Here is a 25,253-nt window from a genome sequence, read left to right on the forward strand (position 1 = left end):
GCGTTGCGCGATGGGTGAGGCTCCCGTTCCTTCCGTTGGTCTCAGTGAGTCGTCGAAGCGGGCCCTGGAAAATTTCACCGGGATGCGGTTGCACCGGTCGAATCTGCCGGTGTTGGCGTATGACCTGAACGCGTTGGAGGTGTTGGCGGATCGGGTGCGGACCCTGTTGGTTCCGGAGCTGGTCCAGGCGATCAGGGCGGTTCGGGCGGCGGGGGAGGGTGAGGTCTACGACCGGTTCGTGGCGCAGACCGCTCCGTTCGTGGAAATGCTGGACCGGGTCGCCGATCTGAAGGTGAACCTGGCGCAGGCGATGCGGGGCTTCCTGAACCAGATGGAGCTGACGGATCGTCAGGCGCTGGTCATGTTCGTGTTCATGATGACGGAGTTGGCGGTCGCGTTCGCGATGGCGTTCTTCCTGCCGGTGGAGGCGGCGGCGCACATCGTGAAGGTGCGGACGATCATTCAGACGATCCTGCGGTCGTCGATGGTGCGGGCGGCGGCGAGTAGCACGGCGATTCAGATGTTGTTCGTGCCGGGGTCGTCGTTGTTGGCGCAGATCAGCATGTTGGCTGATGGTCTGATGTCGGGGGTCGACTGGGGGCAGGTTGGTAAGCAGGCGTTGTACGGGTTGGCGGTGGCGGGTGTCAGCACGGCGGCCGGGCCGGCGTTGGCGCGGTTCGCCGGTGCGGTGGGTGGTGGTTTGTCGCATCTCGGGGTGTCGGGTTCCACGCGGGATCTGTTGACCAGCCTGTCGATGGTGCCGGTGTCGGAGGTCGGCGTGGAGGTGGTCGGCGGTATCGCCGCCAGCTACCTCGTTGACGGGCATTACGACACGGGCAGTCTCGGGCCGGATGCGCTTTCTGGGGCGTTGTCGGGGTCGGGTGAGTTGGCCGCGACCGGGGCCGGGATGGGTGCGCGTCGTGGCGCGGTGGGTCTGGGGTTCAACCCGACCCGGCCCCGGTGGCGGATGCCGGATGGTGTCGGTTTCACCGCCGACGGTAGGCCGGTCGCGCCGCTACCGCCGCCCCCGCCGGTCACTGCGGACCCGTCCGCGTATCTGCCGGAGGTCGGCGATCCGGCGGGTGCGGGCTCCGGCGGGCAGGCCCTGGTGCCTGTCCCGCCGGTGCCGGTACCGGCCCTGTCGGCACCGGACCTGTCCGCGCCGGCGTGGTCGGTGCCGGACCTGCCGGCGCCGTCGTGGTCCGTGCCGAGCTTCTCGGTGCCGCTGGTGCCGGTGCCGGAGTGGGTAGCGGCCGCTGGTGCGCTGGTGGTGGAGCAGTGGCAGCGGTTCCAGCGGGAACTGGTGGACCACTATGGTGGACTGCTGGCCGGGATGGGGCAGGCGCGGCAGTTCCTGGCCGCGCTTCCCGTGTCGGTTGAGCGGCTGTTCGCCGGGTGGGTCGACGCCCGGCGGGGTGATCGGGCTGTTGCGGCTTTCCTATCCGCTGTCGCGCTTCCTGTGCCGGGCGAGCGGGTGTTCGCCGGGTGGGTCGACGCCCGGCGGGGTGATCGGGCTGTTGCGGCTTTCCTATCCGCTGCCGCGTTGACCGAGGGGTATCTGACGGGTGTCCGGCAGCGGGCGGTGGCCCGGATGGTCGAGGCGTTGGCGTTCTCCGGTGGGCGGATCCCGGCCGAGGTGCGGGCGCGGCAGGTGATCGCCGGGCTGCCGGCGGAGTTCGACCGGCAGGCGCTGCGCTCGCTCGCGCACCTGGCCGTTCAACACCACATCGACCAGTACCTCGCCGCCGGCCTACCGACAGGCCCCGGCACGCCGACAGGCGCTGGCGTGTCGGGGGGCGCTGGGGCGGTGGTGCCGTCCGCTGGCGTGCTCAGGGCGGTCGAGGGCGGCGTGTGGAGCCAGGTGGACCGAGGGGTCGATGTGATCCTCGGTGCCCCCGCCGTGCTGCCGGGTGTGGTGGCCGGTCCCGACGCCGGGCAGGTCAGTGCCGTGGCGAGCGTGGTCCGGCAGGTGGTCGTCGACCTGCCCGCCCGTTTCTCGGCCGCGGCCGTCCCCGGCGTCACCGCAGCGGCCGCCGGTGTGGCTACCGTCGATGTCGAGGAAGGCGGGCGTGTCGGCGGGCCGACGGTGCCGGTGATGTCCGAGCGGCACATCGCGGCGGCGGCTGGTCTGGCGCGGGCCCAGTTCACCGCGTTGGCCCGCCGCTACGGTGTCGATCTGGCCGGTCATGCGGCGCTGGTCGCCTCGTTCCAGCGGGAGTGGGTGGACGGGTACCACAGGGTGCTCGTGTCGGCCGGCGGGAGCGTGACGCCCGGGACGGCGGAGGTGGTCGGGGCCCTCGGTACGGTGCCGGGTGGTGCCGGCTCCCGTGTCGGTGGCATGTCGATCGTCGACGTCGTCAGCGTCGGTGATACGGCGTCGGTCAGTGACGTGTCTGTGGCAAGCGGTGCGGTGTTCAGCCCCGATCTCGGCTCCAGGGACACGGATTCGGCCGGTTTCGGGGATACGGGTTCGATCGGTGATGTGTCGGTGTTGGACGAACCGGTCGGTGCCGGCGCTGCCGGTTTCGGCGAGCCGGCCGTCGCGGCTACCGGGTCGGCCGGGCAACGAATCCACGAGCTCGCCAGCGGTGGCTACGGCCGTGCCAGCGACGCTCAGCTGCGCCGCCTCGCCGCGGACATCGGTATCCAGGCGGCGTCGCCGGACGGGGTCCTGCCCCGACTGTTCGAGGTTTCCAGGGACATCGTCATGGCGGACACGTTCAGCGGTGTGTACTTCGCAGACCCGGCGGCGGCGGATCCGGACGCGGCGGCGGCGGATCGCACGGCGGCGCGGGCGCTGCCGTGGGTGCGGGGATGGTTCACCATCGCCGGGCACCGGAACCTGGCCGAGCGGCTGGCCGACGATCCGGTGCGTCAGGCCTTGTTCCTCCGGATGCTCACCGCCTCGCCCGCCTGGCGACACGCCGTCGCGCAGGCGCGGCAGCGCGGCGGCGACGCACCCGACATCATGCTGGTCTGGTGCGACGCGGCATGGCAGGCACCGGGACAGGCCACCTCCTTCGGTGAATGGCTGCGCACCCGGCTGCGCGCCCGGCGGCTGATGTCGTCCACGCACGAGGTGGACCAGATACCCGGCGAGTTGCGGCCGCACGTGGACGAGCCGGTGCGGTCGGTGTTGTTCTCGGACGCTTCGGTGGAGTTGTTCGGGCCGGATCTGGTGGAGGCGGTACGGACCGCGGACATCGTGCAGAACGATCAGGAACCCGGCGTGCGCTGGCCGGACCAGGAGGACTTCGCCGCCGCTGGCGGCCGGCACCGGTGGGCCGGCAACACCTCACACGGGCAGTCGCCCGATCCAGCGGAAGACGGCGACCCGTCTGGTCCTGGCCCGGCGTCCGCGGCCCAGTGGATGTGGGGCCCGTCGCGGGATCCAGGGGCGGAATTGCCGGTGCCGGGCCCTGCCCTGGAGCCGGACCGCCCGCAGGGTGAGGATCTGTCCTGGCTGGACGACTGGGATGCGCTGCCGATGCCGGGGATGGCACCTGCCCCGCCGGCAGGCACGGGTCTGCCCTGGCTGCCCTGGCTGCCCTGGCCGCTGGACGACCCGGACGCCCCCACCGCGTCGTCCTGGCCGGCGGGGTGGGCGGAACCGGGGTGGCCGGTACCCGGCATGGGCGTGACCGACGGGCACGGTGCTGCGATCTCCACCGACTTCGGCCAGCCGCGCATCGACGATCAGGCCGGCGAGGGCAGCGGGAACCTCGGCGACTGGGCCGGCGAGGGCAGCGGGATCCTCGGCGACTGGGCCGGCGAGGGCAGCGGGAACCTCGGCGACTGGGCCGGCGAGGGCGGGAACCTCGGCGACTGGGCCACCTACCAGGGGCCGGACATGGACTGGCAGCCATCCCTCGCGTCCTGGCCAGCGGTGGCCCGCACCGACGCCGGCACTGTCCACGTCGGCGACATCCTCCATCACCCGGCCGACGAGCCACCCACCACGCCCGCCGCGCCGCACCCCGACCAACCCCAACCCCAACCCGCTGCGGGCAGCCGGCGGGTGCGCGACCCGGGCGAGGCCCGGAGGCTGTTCGACCAGCACGCCGGCCACATCGCCACCACAACGCGGCAGCGGGAACCGCTGCGGCAGTTGTGGAACGCCCTGATCGACCGGATGGACGACAACGGGATCATCACCGCCGGCGAGCCAGACCTCGCCGAGGCGACATCCACACCGCAGCCGACGGTGCATCGCCGGATCGGGGTATTGCGCGACCGTGGTCTGCTGCAGCTGGTCCAGGAAGCACACGGTCGCGGGGTGGCGCGGTACGGGGTGAGCGATCCGGGTCAGCCCCGGCAAGCACCGCTGCCGGCCCCTCCCGAGGGCACCCGGTGGCTGCGCGACCCGGGCGGGGCCCGGGCGCTGTTCGACCAGCACGCCGGCCACATCGCCACCACAACACCGCAGCGGGACCGGCTGCGGCAGTTGTGGAACGCCCTGATCGACCGGATGGACGACAACGGGATCATCACCGCCAGCGTGTCAGACCTCGTCGAGGCGACATCCACACCGCGGCCGACGGTGCAGGCCCGGATCGGGGTATTGCGCGACCGTGGTCTGCTGCAGCTGGTGCAGGAAGGTCGCGGTGGCGGGGTGGCGCGGTACGGGGTGAGCGATCCGGGTCCGCCCCGGCAAGCACCGCTGCCGGCCCCTCCCGAGGGCAGCCAGTGGCTGCGCGACCCGGGCGGGGCCCTGGCGCTGTTCGACCAGCACGCCGGCCACATCGCCACCACAACACCGCAGCCGGAACCGCTGCGGCAGTTGTGGAACGCCCTGATCGACCGGATGGACGACAACGGGATCATCACCGCCAGCCTGTCAGACCTCGCCGAGGCGACATCCACACCGCAGCCGACGGTGCGTCACCGGATCGGGGCATTGCGCGACCGTGGTCTGCTGCAGCTGGTCCAGGAAGCACACGGTGGCGGGGCGGCGCGGTACGGGGTGAGCGATCCGGGTCCGCCCCGGCAAGCACCACTGCCGGCCCCTCCCGAGGGCAGCCAGTGGGTGCGCGACCCGGACGGGGCCCGGGGGCTGTTCGACCAGCACGTCGGCCACATCGCCACCACAACACGGCAGCGGGAACCGCTGCGGCAGTTGTGGCACGCCCTGATCGACCGGATGGACGACAACGGGATCATCACCGCCAGCCTGTCAGACCTCGCCGAGGCGACATCCACACCGCAGCCGACGGTGCGTCACCGGATCGGGGTATTGCGCGACCGTGGTCTGCTGCAGCTGGTCCAGGAAGCACACGGTCGTGTGGCGGCGCGGTACGGGGTGAGCGATCCGGGTCAGCCCCGGCAAGCACCACCGCCGGGCCCTGCCCTCGGACCGGACCGCCCGCAGGGTGAGGACCTGTCCTGGCTGGACCACGGGGCTACGGTGCCGATGCCCGGGCCGGTACCTGCCCCGCCGGCGGGCACGGGTCTGCCTGGGCTGCCAGGGCCGTTGGACGACCCGGACGCCCCCACCGCGTCGTCCTGGCCGGCGGGGTGGGCGGAACCGGGGTGGCCGGTACCCGGCATGGGCGTGACCGACGGGCACGGTGCTGCGATCTCCATCGACTTCGGCCAGCCGGGCATCGACGATCAGGCCGGCGAGGGCAGCGGGAACCTCGGCGACTGGGCCGGCGAGGGCGGGAACCTCGGCGACTGGGCCACCTACGAGGTGGGCCCAGCCGGTTCGCTCGATGTGGACCCGGCCGATCTGCTCTATCTGCTTGAGGCCGTGGGCACGGAACCCGACCCCGGGCCGCAACCGATGGATCCGCCCCGGCCGCAGGCCCCGCCCGGCCCGACATCGTGGTCGCAGCCCAGCGGCGACCAGCCCAGCCAGTCCCCAGGGACTCAGTCGTTCCCGCCCGGACCGGGTATGCAGGATCCGGCACCTCAGTCGCCGATGCCCGGGCCTGCGCCTGCCCCGCCGGCGGACACGGGCCTGCCAGGGCTGCCCGGGCCGTTGGACGACCCGGACGCCCCCACCGCGTCGTCCTGGCCGGCGGGGTGGGCGGAACCGGGGTGGCCGGTACCCGGCATGGGCGTGACCGACGGGCACGGTGCTACGATCTCCACCGACTTCGACCAGCCGGGCATCGACGATCAAGCCAGCGACGGCGGGAACCTCGGCGACTGGGCCACCTACCAGGGGCCGGACATGGACTGGCAGCCATCCCTCGCGCCCTCTCCAGCGGTGACCCGCACCGACGCCGGCACTGTCCACGTCGGCGACATCCTCCATCACCCGGCCGACGAGCCACCCACCACGCCCGCCTCGCCGCACCCCGACCAACCCCAACCCCAACCCGCTGCGGACAGCCGGCGGGTGCGCGACCCGGGCGAGGCCCGGGCGCTGTTCGACCAGCACGCCGGCCACATCGCCACCACAACACGGCAGCGGGAACCGCTGCGGAAATTGTGGAACGCCCTGATCGACCGGATGGACGACAACGGGATCATCACCGCCAGCGAGCCAGCCCTCGCCGCGGCGACATCCACACTGCGGCAGACGGTGCATCGCCGGATCGGGGTATTGCGCGACCGTGGTCTGCTGCAGCGGGTCCAGGAAGGTCGCGGTCGCGGGGTGGCGCGGTACGGGGTGAGCGATCCGGGTCCGCCCCGGCAAGCACCGCTGCCGGCCCCTCCCGAGGGCAGCCAGTGGCTGCGCGACCCGGGCGAGGCCCGGAGGCTGTTCGACCAGCACGCCGGCCACATCGCCACCACAACACCGCAGCGGGAACAGCTGCGGCAGTTGTGGCACGCCCTGATCGACCGGATGGACGACAACGGGATCATCACCGCCAGCGAGTCAGACCTCGCCGCGGCGACATCCACACCGCAGCCGACGGTGCATGACCGGATCGGGGTATTGCGCGACCGTGGTCTGCTGCAGCGGGTCCAGGAAGGTCGCGGTGGCGGGGCGGCGCGGTACGGGGTGAGCGATCCGGGTCAGCCCCGGCGGAACGTGTCAAGGGATTGAGGCCAGCGGGAGTTGATACTCCAACGTCACTTGGCTTCGCTGTGGGCGTGGCGTGGGCATGAGGACGGCCACCGCGCTGATCATCGATGGTTTGTGAGGACAACCGAAGATCGCGCGATGGCCGTGGGCCACAGCCTAGCTAGCTAGCTAGATTGGTGCGTACCGACCGAGGAGGACCACGATGCGGACCTGGACGCCGCGCCGTCTGGTCGCGGCGGTGCTCGGCGCCGCCGGGACCGCGGCGGTGATCTCCGTGCCGACCGACCTGATCGACACCCCGCTGTTCACCCGCAGCGTCCCGGTGACGTGGTGGGCCTGGCCCGCGTTGGCCGTCACCGCGGTGCTGGCCGGCCTGCTGCTCGCCACCTACGTGCAGCCTGCGGACGCCGTGCCCCCGGCGACGGAGAAGCGGCTGGGCACCGTCGGCGGGGTGCTGTCACTGCTGGCGGTCGGCTGCCCCGTCTGCAACAAGCTGGTGCTGCTCGCGCTCGGCGCGAGCGGCGCCATGACCTGGTTCGCGCCGGCGCAGCCGTTGCTCGCCGTCGCCTCGATCGTCCTGCTCGGCTGGGCCCTCGGCCGGCGCCTGCGCGGCGAGCGCAGGTGCCCGGTGCCCACTCCGGCGGACGGATAGGTCAGGCGGTCAACCGGCCCGGCGCCGCACGCCCGCCCGCGTCCGGCAGGTCAAGCCTCGAAGCCGGCGGGGTGGGCGTCGCCGACGGCGGTCAGCACCGCGCCGTGCTCCAGCAGCGCCTTGCAGGCGCACAGCACCATCGTGAACCCGCCCATGGAGTCGATCGCCCTGGCCACGCACTCGTCACCGCTGCCGCGGAAACCAGTCTCGGTGATCCGGACCAGGGTGACGTCCCCCTCGCCGGGCAGGAAACGCCATTCGAGCTGGGTGGGCGACTCCGGGTCCCACTCCGCCAGGATGCGGCTTGGTCAAGCGGTCACTGGCCACGGACGCGGTGTTCCTTCCTCGTGCTGCTTGTGCCCGGCGGACAACGAGGTGGGAAGGGTGCTGGGGTGATCGTACGTGCCCGCCGACGCTCTACGGGGGCGCCGCCGCCCTCCATTCGAGCAGCCGGAGCAGGTAGTCGCCGTAGCCGCTCCGCGTCAACGGTTCCGCGAGGGCCCGTAGCTCGTGGTCGTCGAGGAAGCCGGCCCGCCACGCCGCCTCCTCCACACATCCGATCTTGAACCCCTGCCGCTCCTCGATCACCCGCACGTACTCGCCGGCCTGGACCAGTCCGGTGAACGTGCCGGTGTCCAGCCATGCCGTGCCCCGGTCGAGCAGGGTCAGGCTCAGCGCGCCCCGGCGCAGGTACTCCCTGTTGACGGCGGTGATCTCCAGCTCGCCGCGGTCGCTCGGCTTCAACCGGTCCGCGATGTCGACGACGTCGCCGTCGTAGAAGTAGAGGCCCGGCACGACGTACCGTGACCTCGGCTCGGCCGGCTTCTCCTCGAGGGACAGCACCCGTCCCGACTCGTCGAACTCCACCACTCCGTACGACGACGGGTCGGCGACCGGGTAGCCGAAGATCTGCGCGCCCGACGGATCGGTGTGGCCACGCAGTTTCCGGCCGAGCCCCACGCCGTGGAAGATGTTGTCGCCCAGGATGAGCGCGACCGGTCCACCGGCCAGGAAGTCCCGTGCGATGACGACGGCCTGCGCTATGCCCTCGGGTCGGGGCTGCACCCCGTACGTGAGGGAGAGCCCCCACTGCCTCCCGTCACCGAGCAGCCGGTGGAACTGCGGCTGGTCCTCCTCGGTGGTGATCACCATGATCTCGTTGACCCCGGCCATCACCAACGTGGACAGCGGATAGTAGACCATGGGCTTGTCGAACACCGGCAGGAGTTGTTTCGACACCGCCCGCGTGATCGGCCACAATCGCGATCCGGTTCCGCCTGCCAGCAGAATTCCTCGCACCGGTGCAGGGTAACAACGCGGTCGCGGCTGGCGATTGTCGATGCCGAGGCGCTACCCGCCCTGCGGGGGCGAGACGAAGTCCTTCGAGCGGATCAGGGCGAACGCCAGTATCCCGGCGGCGATCGTGACGATCGCCGCCAGCAGCAGGATCTCGTTCAGGCCGCTGGCGAAACTGCCGCGCGCGATCTCGTCGAGCAGGTCGCGCTGCTGCGGCGGGACGGTCGCGAAGAGCCGGTTGACGCTGCCGTTGCGCAGGGCCCTGGCGATGTCGTCGCCGTGCGCGGCCAGCGGGGTTCCGGCGGTCCGGCTCTGCACCACGGTGGTCAGCCGGTTGGCGAGCAGGGTGCCCAACAGCGCCACACCGGTGGCGATGCCGACCTGCCGGAAGGTCAGGTTGATTCCCGACGCCATGCCCGATCGCCTCGGTGGCACGACCCCGACCGCGGTGGACGCCAGCGGCGGGTTCACGAAACCGATGCCGACGCCGGCCACGATCAGGCCCGGGACCAGGTGCGTCCACGACGACGCCGCGGTCAGGCCGCGCATGAGCAGCAACCCGACGCCGACCAGAGCCAGCCCCGGACCGACGAGCGCCCGGATCGGCACCTTCGCGCTCAGCCGTCCCGCCACGGCACTGGCGACCAGGACGGCGCCGGAGAGCAGGAGCAGCCGTACGCCGGTCTGCAGTGCGCTGTAGCCGAGCACGTTCTGCAGGTAGAGGACCAGGTACAGCAGCATGGAGAAGATGCTGAAGGAGACGCCGAACGCGGCGATGTCGCCGCCGACGAACGTGGGCACCCGGAACAGCCGTAGGTCGAACATCGGGTGCGTGCTGCGGGCCTCAATCAGGAGGAAGGCGGTGAGCAGCACCGCGGCCGCGGCGAAGCAGGCGACGACCACGCCGGCGGTGAAACTGCTGCGCCCCGCTTCGATCAGGGCGTAGACCAGGCAGGCCAGTGCCGCCGAGAAGACCACGAAGCCCGGCCAGTCCGGGCGGGTGGCCTGCTCGTCGCGCGACTCGACGACCTTCAGCCTGGTCAGGGCCAGCGCGACGACACCGATGGGCAGGTTGACGAAGAAGATCCACCGCCAGGACAGGCCCGAGACCAGTGCGCCTCCGATGATGGGTCCGATGGCCACAGCGACCCCGACCAGGCTGCCCCAGATGCCGAAGGCCACGCCGCGCTCCGCGCCGCGAAAGGCGCTGGCCACCAGGGCCAGCGAGACGGAGAACATGATCGCCCCACCGACGCCCTGCAGGCCGCGGGACAGTTCGAGCATGAACGGGGACTGCGCGAAGCCGCACAGCGCCGACGCCGCGGTGAAGACGACCAGGCCGATCAGGTAGAGGCGGCGCCGGCCGAACAGGTCGGCCAGCGACCCGGCGGTCAGCAGGAGCGCCGCGAGGGTCAGCGAGTACGCGTCGACGACCCACTGCACGTCGGAGAAGGACGCCCCCAGCGAGGCCTGGATGTCCGGCAACGCGACGTTCACGATCGTCAGGTCGAGCAGCAACATGAACGTGCCCAGGCAGACTGCCGTGAGCGTCCACCACTTCGGGTCGACTCCCGGACGCGACGGCCCCCGCGCACCTGAGCTGGCGGCGCCGATCCGGCTCGGCTCGGTCATAGGCGGGATGGTACCGGCGGTGTGTGCAGGTTTATCCGGATTTTGGCGGATAGCGGGCATGGGTACGGTCCGCGGGCCGCCGGTGCGGCGGTCCTGCCGGATGCCGGTTGCGGTCAGCCTGCGGGGAGGGGGTCAAGGTCGGCCGGGTGGAACCCTGAAGATCTGACGAAGAACGACGGGTGGGGCCCGGCGCGTGCGCCGGGCCCCACCACTGTCGCCGTCAGGCGGTCACTTCACCACGTTGTACGCGTTGACCATGCCCGCGCCGTAGAAGCCGTTGCGGGTCCCGCCGGAGCAGGTCGCGTCGTACAGGTGCGGGTTGGTGGCGCTGATCAGCGGCACCGGGTTGTACACGCCCGCCGGGCACGACTGCGCCACGGCGGTCCGCTCCAGGAACGACGCCAGCTGGCCCGGGGTCAGGCCCGGGTGGGCCGACAGCGCCAGGGCGGCGACACCGGTCGCGTGCGGACCGGACATCGAGGTGCCCTGCTTGTAACCCCAGCCGTTGGTCCGGGTCACCGTGTTGAAGGTGGTGGACAGGATCGAGTCGGCGCTGGTCGACCGGACGCCCTGCGTACGGAACCGGGTGTCGCCACCAGGGGCCGTGACGTCGACGACGCCCTGGCCGTACGAGGAGTAGTAGCTCTTCGCCCCGGTCGGGCCGACCGCCGACACCGTCACCACGCCCGGCGCCTCGGCCGGCAGGTCGAGGCAGGCGTTGGTGAGGTTCTCGCGCACCTCGGGCGTCCCGTTGTTCGGGCTGCCGTCGTCGGTGATCTTGTGCGCGAGGTCGAAGTTGGAGTTACCCGCGGACGCGATGTTCAGCACGCCCTTGCTCTGCGAGTAACGGATGGCACGCTGGACCGCCTGCCACACCGGACGCTGGCGCGCGTCGTTGCGGCAGTTCAGCTCCCACGGGTCGATGTAGTAGCTGTTGTTGGTCAGCTGCATGCCGTGCTCGGCGGCCCACACGAACCCGCAGACCGCGGCCTCCGGGAAGATGTAGCCGTCGTTGTTCACGACCTTGACCGCCGCGACCTTGACGCCCGGGGCGACACCGGTCACGCCGACGCCGTTGACGGCGGCGGCGATGGTGCCGGCCACGTGGGTGCCGTGGTCGGAGTTGGTCGGGTTCCAGGACGCCTCGGTGGTGTCGACGACACCACCCAGGCAGGACGCGCTCTTGTCCTTGGCGATCTGGCTGGCCAGGTCGGGGTGGCTGCTGGAGATGCCGCTGTCCAGCACGCCGACGACGACGTTCGAGCTGCCCGCGTTCACCGCGTGGGCCTGCGGAACGCCGATCATCGGCATGTCCCACTGCAGGCCGAACATCGGCTCCTTGGTCGGGTCGGCCGTGGCGTTGGCGACGTCGGCCGCCGACACCTCCACGGTCTCGCCCTCGTCGAGCGCGGTGCCGAGGCCGGCGGTGGAGGCCACCGACTCGACGCCCGCGCCCTGCACCTCGGTGGTGAAGGACGGGTTGGTCGACCGGACGACGAGCACACCGATCTTGTCGTAGCTCGCCACCACCGTGCCGTTGGCGGCGGCCACCCGGGCGGCCGCCTTGCCGGTGCCGTTGCCCTGCGGGGCGAGGACCAGGTAAGTGGTGTCCGGGCCGGTGGCCGCGGCCGGGGCCAGTCCGCCGGTGACGGCGAGACCGACACCGAGCGTCACTGTGGACGCTGCGGCCAGGGTCTTGCGACGAAGGTTCTTCACACAGACTCCCAGGGGCTGTTCCAGCCGGCCCACGCCCCTGTGGAGGCTGGGCCGGCGGGAGACGGACAGGACGCCCGCCTTCGAACGACCAGCGTAGGAGCCGAGTGTCGCGTTACACACGGCCGTTTGGTCAGTCCCAGGCTGTCAGACAGTGGCCAGCGTGTGGGGGATCTCGTCGAGCAGTTCGCGGGCCAGGAAGCCGATGCGGCCGAACCGGGGCACCAGCCGCTGCCCGCTCACCGCGTGCGCGAACGCCGCCCAGCAGGCGGCCTGCGCCGGCTCCGCGCCGCGGGAGAGCAGCCCGGCCAGCAGCCCGGCCCGCACGTCGCCGCTGCCGGACGTGCCCAGCCCGGCGTCGCCGCTCTCCTCCCGCCAGCCCCGCCCGTCGGGCGTGGCGATGTGGCCGTACAGGGAGACCACCGCGTCGTACCGGCGGGCCAGCTCGGCGGCCTCGGCGTCCAGGTCGTCGCCGGGGTCGCGGCCGAGCAGGTGCCGGGCCTCGGTCAGGTTGGGGGTGAGCACCGCCGGCCGGCCGGAGCCGACCAGCAGGTCCGGCGCGTGGCTGAGCGCCCCGAGGGCGTACGCGTCGATCACCAGCGGGGTGTCGGTGGGCGCCGCGTCGAGGACCAGGCGCAGCAGCACGCCGGTCTCCTCGACCTCCGTGAGCCCGGGGCCGACGGCCACCACGTCGGCGCCCGCCACCAGCTCGGCGAGCCTGTCGCCGGGACGGCCGCCGACCGCGCCGTCGGGGGTCTCCGGCAGGCCCACCACCAGCGCCTCGGGCACCTGGATGCTCAGCGCGGCGGCGGTGGACTCGGCGGCGGCCAGCCGCAGTACGCCGGCGCCGGCCCGCAGCGCGGCCACCCCGGCCAGCAGCACCGCGCCGGGGGTGAAGCGGGAGCCGCCGACGACCAGCACGCTGCCGCGGCTCTCCTTGCCCCCGCCCGGTACGGGCAGCGCCCAGTCCCGCAGCAGACCGGGGGTGATCACGGCGGTGTCAGACCGGTTCGGCATCGACCTCGTCCTCCCGGGTCGGCCGGGCGCCCTGCCGGTGCAGGTGGCGCACGTCGTTGAAAATGTCGGGGCGCAGCCGGCCGTCAGCGCCGGCCGACCAGCCCGTGACGGAGCAGTTGGCGATGGAGTGCTGCCGGGTCAGCGCCATCAGCTCCGCCTCGGTCAGCCCTTCGACCAGGTAGCGCAGCACGAAGACCAGGGCGTCGTGGCCGAACAGCAGCACCCGCCGGCCGGCGTGGTCGCGGCGCAGGTCGGCGAGCAGGGTACGCAGCCGCAGCGCCACGTCCGTCCACGACTCGCCGCCCGGCGGGCGGTAGTAGAACTTGCCCAGCCGGGTCCGCCGCTCGGCCTCCTCGGGGAACCGCCGGGCGACGCCGCGTTCGGTCAGTCCGTCCAGGATGCCCAGCTCGCGGTCCCGCAGCCGCTCGTCCCGGCTGATCTCGACGCCGGTGCCGGCCAGGGCCAGCTCGGCGGTCCGCACCGCCCGCACGTACGGCGACGTGAGCGCCACATCCGGGCGACGCTGCTCCGGCAGCCCGGCCAGCCAGCGGCCGGTGGCCCGGGCCTGCTCCTCCCCGGTCGGGGACAGCGGCACGTCCGGGTCACGGTGGTTCAGCCCGATCAGCTCCCCGCCGGCGGCCTCGGCCGCCGTCGCGGCGACGTTCGCCGCGCTCTCGCCGTGCCGGACGATCCACAGCGCTGCCAGTTCCGCCATGCGGCCACCCGTACCCGGCGCCCCTGACGGTTAACCGTGTCCGTGTCCGTGTCCGGTCGAGCCCGCGCCCGCCGTCCGGCCCTGTCGCGCCGGCCGGCGGTGCGTGAGAAAGCGGCGCTGCCGGGTAATCGCGCGCTGCACCGAGACGCGACAGGGGGAGGTATCCGGTGGCAACGATGGTCAGGGAAGAGATCAGCCCGGTCAGGGACAAGAACTACGACCTCATCCACACGCTGCAGATGTCGCTGGAGCAGGTGTACCGGATGGAGACGTACATCTCCGACGCCGACTCGCGCGGCGACAGCGAGCTCGCGACCTGGTTCCGGAAGATCCAGGACAACAACCGTAAGGCGGGCGAGCAGGCCAAGCAGATGCTGATGGACCGCATCCAGAAGGAGAAGCGCTGAGTCACGACTCGGGCCGGCCGGGGTGGACGCCTGCTGCGCCCACCCGGCCGGCCCGCGTCCGGTGGGATCAGGGCACCCGGACGGCGTACACGCCCCGGCCGAAGGTGCCCGCGACGAGGCGGTGGTTGTCGCCGTCGTACTCGATGTCGTCGACCGAGACGAGCGGCAGGCCCCTGCCCTGCCGCAGCCACCCCCCACCGCCGGACGGGCTGACGAAGACGCCCTGGTCGGTGGTGGCGTAGAGGGCCGCGCCCCGGCCGATGGCCAGGTCGTTGACGGGCGCGTCGGGCAGTGTGCCGCTGAGGTCGGTGAAGTGCCGGCCGCCACGGCGGCGAGGGGCAGGGGGAGGAGTCGTCGTCGTGCCACGGAGGTCCCTTCGCCGGTGGAGGGGAAGACGGCGGATCCCGGCAAACGTTACGAAGACCGCTGTCGATGGTCAACCCCGGGCGGGTGTGGTACGGCGGAGGTCGGTGTGGAGGGTAGCCAGGGTGGACATCGATGGGGTGCAATGGCGGGAGCTGTCGTGCCGTCGGAAGGACACCGATGTCGCCCGCCGTACCGCGCGCCCTGGCCGCGTCCGCCCTGACCGCGCTCCTGGTCGCCGCCGCCCCGCCGGCGACCGCCGCTCCGACCGTCGGCCCACCACACGTCGCCGGCGACCGGACGGTGCCGGTCTACTCCTATCCCGACGTCCAGGGTGGCCCGGGGCTCGTCCATGATCCCGTTGGGCAGGCCCTGGAGCCAGTGGTCGAACCAGCGGTGCAGCGTGTCGACCCACTCGGCGCGGCGCACGTCGAACGGGTCTGCCGGTGGCGGGCCCGGTCGGGCTGCCCGCGGTCACCGGGGCGCCCCGGGCCGAGGCCGCGCCGGCCGTACCGTCGGCGGAGCGCACCGCTCCCCGTGACCGCCGGCAGTTGCCGGCGGGACGCTGACGACGCTCGGGATGTTGGGCGCCCGGGCCACCTTCGGCCTCGCCCCGGAGCGCGAGGACGCCGGCGGCGGCCGGGTGCTCACGGGGGTGGGCATCTTCCTGTTCGTGTCGCTGCCGCTGACGGCCGTCGGGGTGGCGCTGTTGTCCTGACCGCCCCCACGGGGCGCGCGGCGATCGGCTGTGCCGGTCGGTCGGGCGTCGTACGGTGTGAGGCGTGGCGGGCGCCGAGGAGATCCGGGTCGGGGAGCGGGTGGTGCGTGTCTCCAACCCGGACAAGCCGTACTTCCCCGAGCGCGGGCTGACGAAGCGCGACGTGGTGCGCTATTTCCTCGCCGTCGGCGACGGGATCCTGCGCGCGCTGCGCGACCGCCCCACCATGCTGGAGCGCTGGCCCCGGGGGGTCTTCCCCGGTGCGAAGATCGCCACCCGGCAGGACAACCGGGGCGACGCGTTCTACCAGAAGCGGCTGCCCGCCGGTGCGCCCGACTGGGTCCGCACGGCGCACATCACCTTCCCGAGCGGGCGCACGGCCGACGAGGTCGCGCCGAGCGAGCTGGCCGTGGTGGCCTGGGCCGCCAACCTGGGCACGCTGCGCTTCCACCCGTGGCCGGTGACGGCCGCCGACGTGGATCGTCCCGACCAGCTGCGCATCGACCTCGACCCGCTGCCCGGGGTCGACTTCGCGCAGGTGGTGCCGGTCGCGCACGAGGTCCGGGCGTTCCTCGCCGAGCTGGGCATGACCGGCTACCCGAAGACCACGGGCGGGCGGGGCCTGCACGTGTACCTGTCGATCGAGCCGCGGTGGAGCTTCGGCGACTGCCGCCGGGCGGTGCTGGCGCTGGGCCGCGAGATGCGGCGCCGGCTGCCGGAGCTGGTCACCACCACCTGGTGGCGGGAGCAGCGGGACCGCCCGGTCTTCGTCGACTACAACCAGATGTCCCGGGACCACACCATGGCGTCGGCGTACTCGATCCGGCCCACCCCGGCGGCCCTGGTGTCCGCGCCGCTGGACTGGTCGGAGCTGGACGACGCCCGGCCGGAGGACTTCGACGTGGCGAGCATGCCTGCCCGGTTCGCCGAGCGCGGCGACCCGCACGCCGGCCTCGACGGGCCGCGCTTCTCCCTGGAACCGCTGCTGGAGCTGGCCGAGCGCGAGGGCCTGGAGGCCCCACCGGAGCGCTGAGGCGCAGCCGCCGCCGGGTCACTGCCACGGGCTCTCCGCGCCGTCGAACTCCCGGAAGACCAACCACGTCCGGGTGGAGAGCACGCCGGCGATGGCCTGCACCCGCTCCAGCACCACGTCCCGCAACGTGGCGTTGTCCGGCGCCCGGACCAGGGCCAGCACGTCGTGCTCGCCGCCGAGCAGCGCGACGTGTTCGACGTAGCGCACCTGGGCCAGCTCCGCCGACACCTCCCGCCAGGTGTTCTGCTCGATGGTCAGCGCGATGTACGCTGACGTGCCCAGCCCGGCCGGCTCGGGCGCCACCTGCGCCCGGAATCCGGTGACCACGCCGTCGCGTAGCAGCCGCTCCACCCGGGCGTACGCGTTGGTGCGGGAGACGTGCACCCGCTCGGCCAGCGTACGCACGGACATCCGCCCGTCCCGGACCAGCTCGTCCAGGATGCGCCGGTCCACCTCGTCGAGCGGCCCGGCCGAACGTCCCGCCCCGCCCGTTTCGCCCGGCCCGGCGGTGGCCCTCTGGCTCACGTCAACCTCTTTCGGATGCCATTCGTCCCACGTTCATCGCGTATGTTGAGTCAATCATCCAACGGCAGGAGCATAGGGCCACCACACGTCCAGGAGGTCCCCGTCGTGACGACCACACCCCAGGCGGTCCGCAGGGCATCCACCCGCACCCGTACGCCGGCCAAGAAGTCCACGAAGGCGTCGGCCGCCCGGGAGGCGGCGACCGACCCGTCCGCCGCCCTGCTGCCGCAGGCCGAGCCCGTCCGGCTGCTGGAGCCCGACGGCACCCCGCTGCCGGCCCCCGCCGACTATCCCGAGCCGCCCGTCGAGGCGCTGCGCGAGATGTACCGCCGGATGGTGGTCGGTCGCCGCTTCGACACCCAGGCCACCGCCCTGACCAAGCAGGGTCGCCTCGCGGTCTACCCGTCCGCGCATGGCCAGGAGGCCTGCCAGGTGGGCGCGGGGCTCGCCGTACGCGACACCGACTGGGTCTTCCCGACCTACCGCGAGTCGATGGCCCTGGTCGCCCGGGGCATCGACCCCGTCGAGGTGCTCACGCTGCTGCGCGGCGACTGGCACTGCGGGTACGACCCCGCCGCCCGGCACACCGCCCCCCAGTGCACCCCCCTCGGGACGCAGTGCGTGCACGCCGCCGGGCTCGCGTACGGCGAGGCCCACCAGGGACGGGACACCGTGGCGCTGGCGTTCGTCGGCGACGGCGCCACCAGCGAGGGCGACTTCCACGAGGGCGTGAACTTCGCCGCCGTGTTCAGGGCCCCGGTCGTCTACTTCGTGCAGAACAACAAGTACGCCATCAGCGTGCCGCTGTCCCAGCAGACCGCCGCCCCCAGCCTGGCGTACAAGGGGATCGGCTACGGGGTGCCCAGCGAGCAGGTCGACGGCAACGACCCCGCCGCCGTGCTCGCCGTGCTCGCCCGCGCGGTCGAGCACGCCCGCTCCGGTCAGGGCCCGTTCCTCGTCGAGGCGCACACGTACCGGATGGAGCCGCACACCAACGCCGACGACGCCACCCGCTACCGCGACGGCGCCGAGGTGGACGCCTGGCGCGACCGCGACCCGGTCGCCCGGCTGGAGACGTACCTGCGGGCGCGGGGCGTGCTCGACGACGCCGCCGTCGCGGCGATCGCCGAAGAGGCCGAGGCGTACGCGGCCGACCTGCGCCGGCGCCTGCACGACAAGCCCCAGGTCGACCCGCTCAGCCTCTTCGACCACGTCTACGCCGAGCCGACCCCCCAGCTCGTCGAGCAGCGCGACCTGGTCCGCGCCGAGCTGGCCGCAGCCGAGGAGGGGGACGCCTGATGGCCGCCACCACCCTGGCGAAGGCGCTCAACGCCGCGCTCGCCGACGCGCTGGCCGACGACGACCGCGTGCTCGTCTTCGGCGAGGACGTCGGGAGGCTCGGCGGTGTCTTCCGGATCACCGACGGGCTCCAGGCCCGCTTCGGGGACAAGCGCTGCTTCGACACCCCGCTCGCCGAGGCCGGCATCGTCGGCTTCGCCGTCGGCCTGGCCATGTCCGGGCTGCGGCCGGTCGTGGAGATGCAGTTCGACGCGTTCGCGTACCCGGCGTTCGAGCAGATCGCCTCGCACGTGGCGAAGCTGCGCAACCGCACCCGCGGCGCGCTGAGCGTGCCCATGGTCATCCGCGTCCCGTACGCCGGCGGCATCGGCGGCGTGGAGCACCACTGCGACTCGTCCGAGGCGTACTACGCGCACACCCCGGGCCTGAAGGTGGTCACCCCGGCGACCGTCGCCGACGCGTACTCGCTGCTGCGCGAGGCGATCGCCGACCCCGACCCGGTCGTGTTCATGGAGCCGAAGAAGCTCTACTTCTCCAGCGCCGAGGCGGAGCTGCCCGCCCGCACCGAGCCGTTCGGGCGCGCCGTCGTCCGCCGGCCGGGCCGCGACGCCACCCTCGTCGCGTACGGGCCGGCCGTGCCGGTCGCGCTGGAGGCCGCCGAGGCCGCCCGCGAGGAGGGCTGGGACCTGGAGGTGGTGGACGTGCGCACCATCGTCCCGTTCGACGATGCCACCGTCGCGGGGTCCGTCCGGAAGACCGGCCGGTGCGTGGTGGTGCAGGAGGCGCAGGGCTTCGCCGGTGTCGGCGCGGAGATCGCCGCCCGGGTGCAGGAGCGCTGCTTCCACGCCCTGCACGCCCCGGTGCTGCGGGTCGCCGGGCTGGACATCCCGTACCCGGCGCCGATGCTGGAGCACACCCACCTGCCCGGTGTGGACCGGGTGCTCGACGCGGTGGCCCGGCTCCAGTGGGACGACCAGCCCGATCCGCGCTGGGTGGCGGCATGACCGCCACCACCGGGAACCGGGACTTCCTCCTGCCCGACCTCGGGGAAGGGCTCAGCGAGGCCGAGATCGTCGAGTGGCGGGTCGCCGTCGGCGACGAGGTCACGGTGGACCAGACCGTCGTCGAGGTGGAGACCGCCAAGGCCGTCGTCGACGTGCCCTGCCCGTACGCCGGGCGGGTGGTGGCCCTGCACGGCGCGGCGGGCGAGACGCGCCCCGTCGGCCAGCCGCTGATCACCATCGCGCCGCTCGACGGCGCCGCCGGCGACGAGCCCGCCGCGCACGCCACGTACCGGGAGGAGGAGCGCGCCGGCTCCGGCAACGTCCTCATCGGGTACGGCACTGGGCACGGCGGGACGGGCCGGCGGCGGCGCCGCCCGCGCCTCGCGGTCGTCCCGGGACCCGCGCCCAGGGTCCCCGAGCCGTGGCCGGCGGCCCCCGCTCCCACCCCGGCGCCCGCCGCCCGCCCCGCGCTGGTCATCTCGCCGATCGTCCGGCGGCTGGCCCGCGAGCACGGCATCGACCCGGCCACCCTGCGCGGCACCGGGCCCGGCGGGGTGGTCCGCCGCGCCGACGTCGAGGCCGCCCTCGCGGCCGCCGACGCCGCCCCCGTCCTCGTGCCGGCCGCCCGGTCGGCACCGGAGCCGACCGGCGAGGACCTGGTCGTCCCGCTCACCGGCATCCGCCGGGCGATCGCGGACAAGCTCTCGCGCAGCCGCCGGGAGATTCCCGAGGTGACCGTCTGGGTCGACGTGGACGCCACGGCGCTGGTGGAGACCCGCCGGGCCATCAACGCCGCGACCCCGGACGAGCCGGTGAGCATCCTGGCCCTGCTGGCCCGGATCTGCCTCAGCGGGCTGCGCCGGTTCCCGCAGCTCAACGCGCGGGTCGACACCGAGGGGCAGCGGATCATCCAGTCGCGGGGGGTGCACCTGGGCATCGCGGCGCAGACCGACCGGGGCCTGGTCGTCCCGGTGCTGCGCGACGCCCAGCGGCTCACCACCCGGGAGTTGGCCGCGGCGCTGGCGGAGACCACCGCCGCGGCCCGGGCCGGTACCCTGCCGGCCGGCCGCCTCACCGGCGGCACCTTCACGCTCAACAACTACGGCGTGTTCGGCGTCGACGGCTCCACCCCGATCATCAACCACCCCGAGGCGGCGCTGCTCGGGGTGGGCCGGATCGTGGACAAGCCGTGGGTCGTCGACGGCCAGCTCGCCGTGCGCAAGGTGACGCAGCTCAGCCTCACCTTCGACCACCGGGTGTGCGACGGCGGGGTGGCCGGGGGGTTCCTGCGCCACGTCGCCGACTGCGTCGAGCAGCCCGCCCTGCTGGTGGCGAACGTGTGACCCGGTGTCCGGTCCTGGCGCACCCCGGGACCGGACACCGGCCCTCCACCCGCCGCAAAACGGGCGCCGGTCGCCGGCGCGGCCGTTCCGGCCAGCACTGCCGCGGCACTTCCGATCGGGGACGGTCCGGCATTTCCCGGCGCAATTCCGCCCGCGCCGGGGAGCGGAGCCGAGGGCCGCAATTCCGGGCGCGCCGGAAAAGGAGCCGAGCGGGTGGTTCCGGCCGGCCCGGCCCGCGTTTTCCACTCCGCCCGCCGGGAAAACGGCGCCGTCGACGAAGCGCCGTCGACGGCCGCCCGGGCGGGCCCGGCGGCCCCCACCGCCGAGGGGAGAGCCGAGTGCCGTTCGTGGGGCTGCCCGCCGCCGTCCGGTACCGTCGCCCGGCCGTCGCCGGGGCGCCGCTGCACTGCGACGCCACCGACTACGGGCTGCGCGGCGACGGGGTGACCAACGACCAGCCGGCGCTGGCCGCGCTGGTGGACCGCCTCGGCGACGGCTACGCCGCCGACGGGCGCGCCCGGGTGATCTACTGCCCGCCGGGCATCTACTCCATCCGGGACGCGGGCACGGTCTGGCGCAGCGGGGTGTCCCTGATCGGCGCCGGGCCGGGCGCCACCCGGTTCCTGCTGAGCAACGAGGGCAACCGCGCCGACCCGACCCCGCTGGCGTACTGGACCGCCGTCCAGCACGGCGCCGGCCGGGACCGGCACCTCGCGGACTGCACCTTCGCCGACTTCGAGATCGACGGCTCCGGTGTCGCCATGGCCGAGTACAACTACCTCGCCAAGGGCCTCGGCCTCCAGTACGTGGTGCGCGGCTTGTTCCGCAACCTCTACGTCCACCACACCGCCGCGACGGGCCTGGGCTGCGACTTCCTCCAGGACACGGTGATCGAGTCGGTGCTGGCGGTCGGCTGTGGCCGGCTGGACAACGGCGAGGAGATGGGCGGCGCGGGCATCGGCGTCGGCATCGGCGGCTGGGGAACGATGGAACGGCTGACCATCGCCAACTGCACCACCGTCGGCAACGGCACCAACGGCATCTTCCTGGAGCTGCAGAAGTGCCGGTGGCCGCCGCCGCGTGGCTACCGCATCATCGGCTGCCACAGCGAGGGCAACCGGTTCGGCATCTCCGACTGGGGCGCCGACGGGCTGATCGTCTCGGGCTGCACCCTCACCGGCAACCTGGAGGCCGGCTTCGACGTCTCCGCCAAGGGGACCTCCGGGATCGCCGGGCGGGGCGGCCTGCTGACCGACTGCGTCATCGACGGCAACGTCCGCGACGGGATCAGCATGGGCAACACCCCCGGCCCGTACACGATCCGGGGCAACCGGATCAGCGGCAACGGCGCGTACGGCTACCACGAGCACAACCTGGGGCGCGGCTACGAGGGCCCGGCGCGGGACGTGGTCGTCGAGAGCAACGACGTCTGGGGCAACGGCCTGGACGGCGTCCGGATCGACCGGCCGATGGCCGACGCGGTGCTGCTGAACAACCGCGTCCGCAACAACGGCCGGCAGTACGCCGGCGCCTGCGCCGGGGGCGGCGACTCGGTGCGCTACAACGACAAGACGCTGGTCGACCGGACGGCGGACTGGCCGGACGACGGGCACCGGGGCAAGGTGCTGCGGGTCGGCGAGCGCGTCGCGGTGGTGGCCGCGAACGACGCCACCGAGCTGACCCTCGCCCCGGTCCGCCCGGACGCCTTCGCCGCCTGGAGCGGGGACACCCCGCCGCCCGGCTGCCCGTACGAGCTGCCGGCGGCACCGGACCGCCGGGCCGGCATCACCGTCAACGCGGCGGTCGACTCGGCCACCATCCGGGGCAACCGGATCTGGGACAACCAGCACGACCGGACGCAGACCCACGGGCTGTGGATCACCGAGCTGGGCAGCTGCGTCGGCTGTCGGGTGGAGGACAACGACCTGGCCGGCAACGGTGTGGCCGCGACCCGCCTGGACACCCCGCCGCTCGGCGGGCGGTGGGAACGCAACCACGGCGACCAGGACTGGGACTGAGCGGACGGTCGGGTATCCGCGGTGCGTACGGCGCGCCCGGCCGGTATTCGTCCCGGTTCCGGCGAAACCGCCGGCCATTTGTTCCGCCGGCTTTCGCTGAACCGCGCCGGAGGGTGAGCCGAGCCGTACAGAATGTGGCCAAAGGGGGAGTGGAAATGGGGGGCGGAATATGGACCTGAGGCGACGAGTCACGCTATTCGCGGTAACCATCGCTGCCACGCCACTGGTCATCGGCGGATGCACCGCCGACCGGAAGGCGGAGTCGGCGCGGGAGGCCAAGCCACCCACGGTCACCCTGTCGCCCGCCGACAAGGCCAGGGACATCCCGGTCAGCGCCGAGATCGGCACCACCGTGGCCCACGGCAAGGTCACCGGCGTGCGGCTGAAGGACGACAAGGGGGCCGAGGTCCGGGGCGAGCCCCGTGAGGACGGGTCCACCTGGGTGCCGAGCGAGCCGCTGGCGAACGGCCGGACGTACACCGCGGAGGTGACGGCGACCGGCGACCGGGGGAAGACCACCACGAGTACGACGACGTTCACCACGATGCGGAGGCCGAGCACGCCGCCGATCACCAGCACCCTCTACTTTGCCGGCAACCAGACGTACGGCACGGCGATGCCGGTGACCGTCGCCTTCGAGCCGGGCGTGCCGAAGGAGGCCCGGGCGGAGGTGCAGAAGCGGCTGTTCGTCAAGACCGACCCGCCGCAGCCGGGCACCTGGTCGTGGCTGGAGGACGGCACCCAGGTGTACTACCGCGCCCCGGACTTTTGGAAGCCCGGCACGCAGATCAGCGTCCGGGCCGGGTTGCAGGGGCTGCCCATCGGCAAGGACCTCATCGGCGACGCCGACCGGAAGGCCACCTCGAAGATCGGCCGCCAGGTCTCCCTCGACATCGACAACGCCACCAAGCAGATGTCGGTGTTCCAGGACGGCAAGCTGCTGCGGCGCATCCCGGTCAGCCTCGGCAAGCCGAGCACGCCGAGTTCCAGCGGCAAGATGGTGATCATGGAAAAGCACGAGCGGACGACGTTCGACACCCGCGGCGAGCCCGACGGCGGCTACGTCGTGGACGTCGACGACGCCCAGCGGCTGACCTGGGGCGGCGAGTTCATCCACTCGGCGCCGTGGTCGGAGGGGGACCAGGGCTACACCAACGTCTCCCACGGTTGCGCCAACGTCTCCGCCACCGCGGCCGACTGGCTGATGGGCATCACCCAGGTCGGCGACCTGGTCACCGTCAAGGGCACGGAGGTGCAGTTGCAGGCGGGCAACGGCTGGACGGCCTGGAACGTCAGCTGGGACGAGTTCACCAAGGGCAGCGCCCTGCCGGTCCCGGCCGGCCTGCGCCCCGCCCCGACCACCACGGCGCCGCACCCGGGGGCGGTCGCCGGGGGCAACGCACCCGCGCCGGTGCCCTCGGCGAGCGGCGGCTGACCAGGGGAGGAACGACCGCCGGGCCGGCCCGTCACCCACGCGGTGGCGGGCCGGCCGCCGTCGCGCGGGTGGCGCCTGGGGGCGGTGCCCGGTGCCGGACGTCGGGGGCGGCTCAGGGGCAGACCCTGGATGTACCCGGAGTCACTCCTGAGGAGGACGGAAATGTCGGTGGGGGCGGCTAGATTCTTGGCCATGCAGGAGCGCAACGACCGGTTCCACGTGCAGGTCAGCGTGGGGGACCACGCGGTGGAGGTGCGGGCGACCGGCGAGGTCGACATCGCCACCGTCGGTGTGCTCCGCTCGGCGCTGTGGGCCGCGCCGTCGCGGCCGCTGCTCCGGCTCGACCTCTCCGGCGTCCGGCTGCTCTCCGCCGCCGGGGTCCGGGCCCTGCTCGCCGCGCACCGTCGGATCCGCGCCCGCGGCGGGGTGCTGGTGCTGGTCGACCCGGCGCCCACGGTCGCCCGTGTGCTGCGCGTGACGGGCCTGCACCGCGTCATCCCGGTCTGGCCGGCCGCCCCGGCCGGGGCGCTCCCCGCGCGTCCGCTGTCGCTCGTCCCGCCGGCCGAGGTGCCGGTCGCGGCGTCGCTCGCCGGCCCGCTCGGGGCGCTCGTGCCGATCGCGCAGCCGACCGCCGCGCCGGTGCTGGCCTGCGCCTGACACCGTCGTGGGCGCCGGTGGGCCGGGCGCCGGTGACGGGGCCGCCGGCACGTGCCCGGCGACCCCGTCCGGCCTAGCGGACGCCGAGCAGGTCGACGACGAAGACGAGCGTCTCGCCCGGCTTGATGACGCCGCCCGCGCCTCGGCTGCCGTACCCGAGGTGCGGCGGGATGGTGAGCTTGCGCCGGCCGCCGACCCGCATGCCCACGACGCCCTGGTCCCAGCCGGCGATGACGCGACCGCCGCCGAGCGGGAACTCGAAGGGCTCGCCCCGGTTCCAGGAGGCGTCGAACTCCCGGCCGGTCGAGTGGGCCACCCCGACGTAGTGGACGGTGGTTCGCTGGCCGGGCTGGGCCTCCGGGCCCTCGCCGACGGTGATGTCCTCGATGACGAGATCGGCGGGCGGCGCGCCCTCGATCGGGCCTACCTCGGGCTTGTCCATGCCGTACG

Annotated in this window: 19 protein-coding genes; 11 read left to right on the forward strand and 8 right to left on the reverse strand. The window is 73.2% G+C overall.

Annotated elements, in window-relative coordinates; genetic code table 11:
- The first annotated feature begins 109 nt into the window (after positions 1–109).
- A complete protein-coding gene (locus JD77_RS23900; protein ID WP_145776258.1) occupies positions 110–6,997 on the forward strand; it encodes a hypothetical protein in 6,888 nt (2,295 codons plus the stop codon).
- A gap of 181 nt (positions 6,998–7,178) precedes the next feature.
- Positions 7,179–7,628 carry a hypothetical protein gene (locus tag JD77_RS23905; protein ID WP_145776259.1) on the forward strand — a complete coding sequence of 150 codons (450 nt, stop codon included), beginning with the start codon at positions 7,179–7,181 and terminating at the stop codon, positions 7,626–7,628.
- 50 nt (positions 7,629–7,678) lie between these two features.
- On the opposite strand, the gene JD77_RS34845 is transcribed toward JD77_RS23905, so the two are convergent.
- The 6 genes from JD77_RS34845 to JD77_RS23935 form a co-directional block, all read right to left on the reverse strand.
- Positions 7,679–7,804: a hypothetical protein gene (locus tag JD77_RS34845; RefSeq protein ID WP_281292115.1), complete on the reverse strand. Its 126-nt coding sequence runs from the start codon at positions 7,802–7,804 to the stop codon at positions 7,679–7,681.
- A 241-nt stretch (positions 7,805–8,045) separates the two neighbouring features.
- Positions 8,046–8,927, reverse strand: a complete 882-nt coding sequence (rfbA, locus tag JD77_RS23915) for a glucose-1-phosphate thymidylyltransferase RfbA (RefSeq protein WP_145776260.1) — start codon at positions 8,925–8,927, stop codon at positions 8,046–8,048.
- Between the two features lie 51 nt (positions 8,928–8,978).
- A complete protein-coding gene (locus tag JD77_RS23920; protein WP_145776261.1) occupies positions 8,979–10,556 on the reverse strand; it encodes an MFS transporter in 1,578 nt (525 codons plus the stop codon).
- A gap of 228 nt (positions 10,557–10,784) precedes the next feature.
- Positions 10,785–12,272 carry a S8 family peptidase gene (locus JD77_RS23925; RefSeq protein ID WP_145776262.1) on the reverse strand — a complete coding sequence of 496 codons (1,488 nt, stop codon included), beginning with the start codon at positions 12,270–12,272 and terminating at the stop codon, positions 10,785–10,787.
- Between the two features lie 144 nt (positions 12,273–12,416).
- Positions 12,417–13,286 carry an NAD(P)H-hydrate dehydratase gene (locus JD77_RS23930; RefSeq protein ID WP_145776263.1) on the reverse strand — a complete coding sequence of 290 codons (870 nt, stop codon included), beginning with the start codon at positions 13,284–13,286 and terminating at the stop codon, positions 12,417–12,419.
- On the reverse strand, positions 13,270–14,001 hold the full coding sequence (locus JD77_RS23935) for a histidine phosphatase family protein (protein WP_145776264.1): 732 nt from the start codon (positions 13,999–14,001) through the stop codon (positions 13,270–13,272). Before JD77_RS23935 ends, JD77_RS23930 begins: the two co-directional genes overlap by 17 nt.
- A 176-nt stretch (positions 14,002–14,177) precedes the next feature.
- Here JD77_RS23935 and JD77_RS23940 point away from each other — a divergent pair, with 176 nt between their 5' ends.
- From JD77_RS23940 to JD77_RS23945, 3 genes are all read left to right on the forward strand, one after another.
- Entirely contained in the window at positions 14,178–14,408 is a 231-nt protein-coding gene (locus JD77_RS23940; RefSeq protein WP_145777748.1) for a hypothetical protein, read from the forward strand.
- A gap of 943 nt (positions 14,409–15,351) precedes the next feature.
- Positions 15,352–15,489 (forward strand): hypothetical protein, encoded by a 138-nt coding sequence (locus tag JD77_RS32465; RefSeq protein WP_170286529.1) that lies wholly within the window; start codon positions 15,352–15,354, stop codon positions 15,487–15,489.
- Positions 15,490–15,553: 64 nt separating this feature from the next.
- Positions 15,554–16,522 carry a DNA polymerase domain-containing protein gene (locus tag JD77_RS23945; protein ID WP_145776265.1) on the forward strand — a complete coding sequence of 323 codons (969 nt, stop codon included), beginning with the start codon at positions 15,554–15,556 and terminating at the stop codon, positions 16,520–16,522.
- Between the two features lie 18 nt (positions 16,523–16,540).
- On the opposite strand, the gene JD77_RS23950 is transcribed toward JD77_RS23945, so the two are convergent.
- On the reverse strand, positions 16,541–16,975 hold the full coding sequence (locus tag JD77_RS23950; RefSeq protein WP_211372843.1) for an Lrp/AsnC family transcriptional regulator: 435 nt from the start codon (positions 16,973–16,975) through the stop codon (positions 16,541–16,543).
- 144 nt (positions 16,976–17,119) lie between these two features.
- On the opposite strand from JD77_RS23950, the gene pdhA reads away from it, so the two are divergent.
- The 6 genes from pdhA (at position 17,120) to JD77_RS23980 (ending at position 24,803) form a co-directional block, all read left to right on the forward strand.
- Positions 17,120–18,346: a pyruvate dehydrogenase (acetyl-transferring) E1 component subunit alpha gene (pdhA, locus tag JD77_RS23955; RefSeq protein ID WP_170286650.1), complete on the forward strand. Its 1,227-nt coding sequence runs from the start codon at positions 17,120–17,122 to the stop codon at positions 18,344–18,346.
- Positions 18,346–19,350 (forward strand): alpha-ketoacid dehydrogenase subunit beta, encoded by a 1,005-nt coding sequence (locus JD77_RS23960; protein WP_145776268.1) that lies wholly within the window; start codon positions 18,346–18,348, stop codon positions 19,348–19,350. Before pdhA ends, JD77_RS23960 begins: the two co-directional genes overlap by 1 nt.
- A complete protein-coding gene (locus JD77_RS23965) occupies positions 19,347–20,693 on the forward strand; it encodes a dihydrolipoamide acetyltransferase family protein (protein WP_387228469.1) in 1,347 nt (448 codons plus the stop codon). The genes JD77_RS23960 and JD77_RS23965 overlap by 4 nt, the downstream gene beginning before the upstream one ends.
- 338 nt (positions 20,694–21,031) lie before the next feature.
- Positions 21,032–22,711: a right-handed parallel beta-helix repeat-containing protein gene (locus tag JD77_RS23970; protein WP_145776269.1), complete on the forward strand. Its 1,680-nt coding sequence runs from the start codon at positions 21,032–21,034 to the stop codon at positions 22,709–22,711.
- A gap of 169 nt (positions 22,712–22,880) precedes the next feature.
- The gene (locus JD77_RS23975) at positions 22,881–24,146 is read left to right on the forward strand and encodes a L,D-transpeptidase (RefSeq protein ID WP_145776270.1); all 1,266 of its coding nucleotides are present in this window, start codon (positions 22,881–22,883) and stop codon (positions 24,144–24,146) included.
- Between the two features lie 192 nt (positions 24,147–24,338).
- Positions 24,339–24,803: an STAS domain-containing protein gene (locus JD77_RS23980; RefSeq protein ID WP_145776271.1), complete on the forward strand. Its 465-nt coding sequence runs from the start codon at positions 24,339–24,341 to the stop codon at positions 24,801–24,803.
- Between the two features lie 73 nt (positions 24,804–24,876).
- Here JD77_RS23980 and JD77_RS23985 read toward each other — a convergent pair whose 3' ends face one another.
- Positions 24,877–25,245 (reverse strand): FKBP-type peptidyl-prolyl cis-trans isomerase, encoded by a 369-nt coding sequence (locus JD77_RS23985; protein WP_145776272.1) that lies wholly within the window; start codon positions 25,243–25,245, stop codon positions 24,877–24,879.
- Positions 25,246–25,253 lie beyond the last annotated feature (8 nt).

The organism is Micromonospora olivasterospora, from assembly GCF_007830265.1.
Classification (GTDB): Bacteria; Actinomycetota; Actinomycetes; order Mycobacteriales; family Micromonosporaceae; genus Micromonospora; species Micromonospora olivasterospora.

Excerpts from the sequence above, each read along its gene's own strand:
- JD77_RS23980 (WP_145776271.1), top strand. The coding sequence starts at position 24,339 with ATGCAGGAGCGCAACGACCGGTTCCACGTGCAGGTCAGCGTGGGGGAC.
- JD77_RS23930 (WP_145776263.1), bottom strand. The coding sequence starts at position 13,286 with ATGCCGAACCGGTCTGACACCGCCGTGATCACCCCCGGTCTGCTGCGG.
- JD77_RS32465 (WP_170286529.1), top strand. The coding sequence starts at position 15,352 with ATGTTGGGCGCCCGGGCCACCTTCGGCCTCGCCCCGGAGCGCGAGGAC.
- JD77_RS23975 (WP_145776270.1), top strand. The coding sequence starts at position 22,881 with ATGGACCTGAGGCGACGAGTCACGCTATTCGCGGTAACCATCGCTGCC.
- JD77_RS23965 (WP_387228469.1), top strand. The coding sequence starts at position 19,347 with ATGACCGCCACCACCGGGAACCGGGACTTCCTCCTGCCCGACCTCGGG.
- JD77_RS23940 (WP_145777748.1), top strand. The coding sequence starts at position 14,178 with ATGGTCAGGGAAGAGATCAGCCCGGTCAGGGACAAGAACTACGACCTC.
- JD77_RS23905 (WP_145776259.1), top strand. The coding sequence starts at position 7,179 with ATGCGGACCTGGACGCCGCGCCGTCTGGTCGCGGCGGTGCTCGGCGCC.
- JD77_RS23935 (WP_145776264.1), bottom strand. The coding sequence starts at position 14,001 with ATGGCGGAACTGGCAGCGCTGTGGATCGTCCGGCACGGCGAGAGCGCG.
- JD77_RS23985 (WP_145776272.1), bottom strand. The coding sequence starts at position 25,245 with ATGGACAAGCCCGAGGTAGGCCCGATCGAGGGCGCGCCGCCCGCCGAT.
- JD77_RS23960 (WP_145776268.1), top strand. The coding sequence starts at position 18,346 with ATGGCCGCCACCACCCTGGCGAAGGCGCTCAACGCCGCGCTCGCCGAC.
- JD77_RS23920 (WP_145776261.1), bottom strand. The coding sequence starts at position 10,556 with ATGACCGAGCCGAGCCGGATCGGCGCCGCCAGCTCAGGTGCGCGGGGG.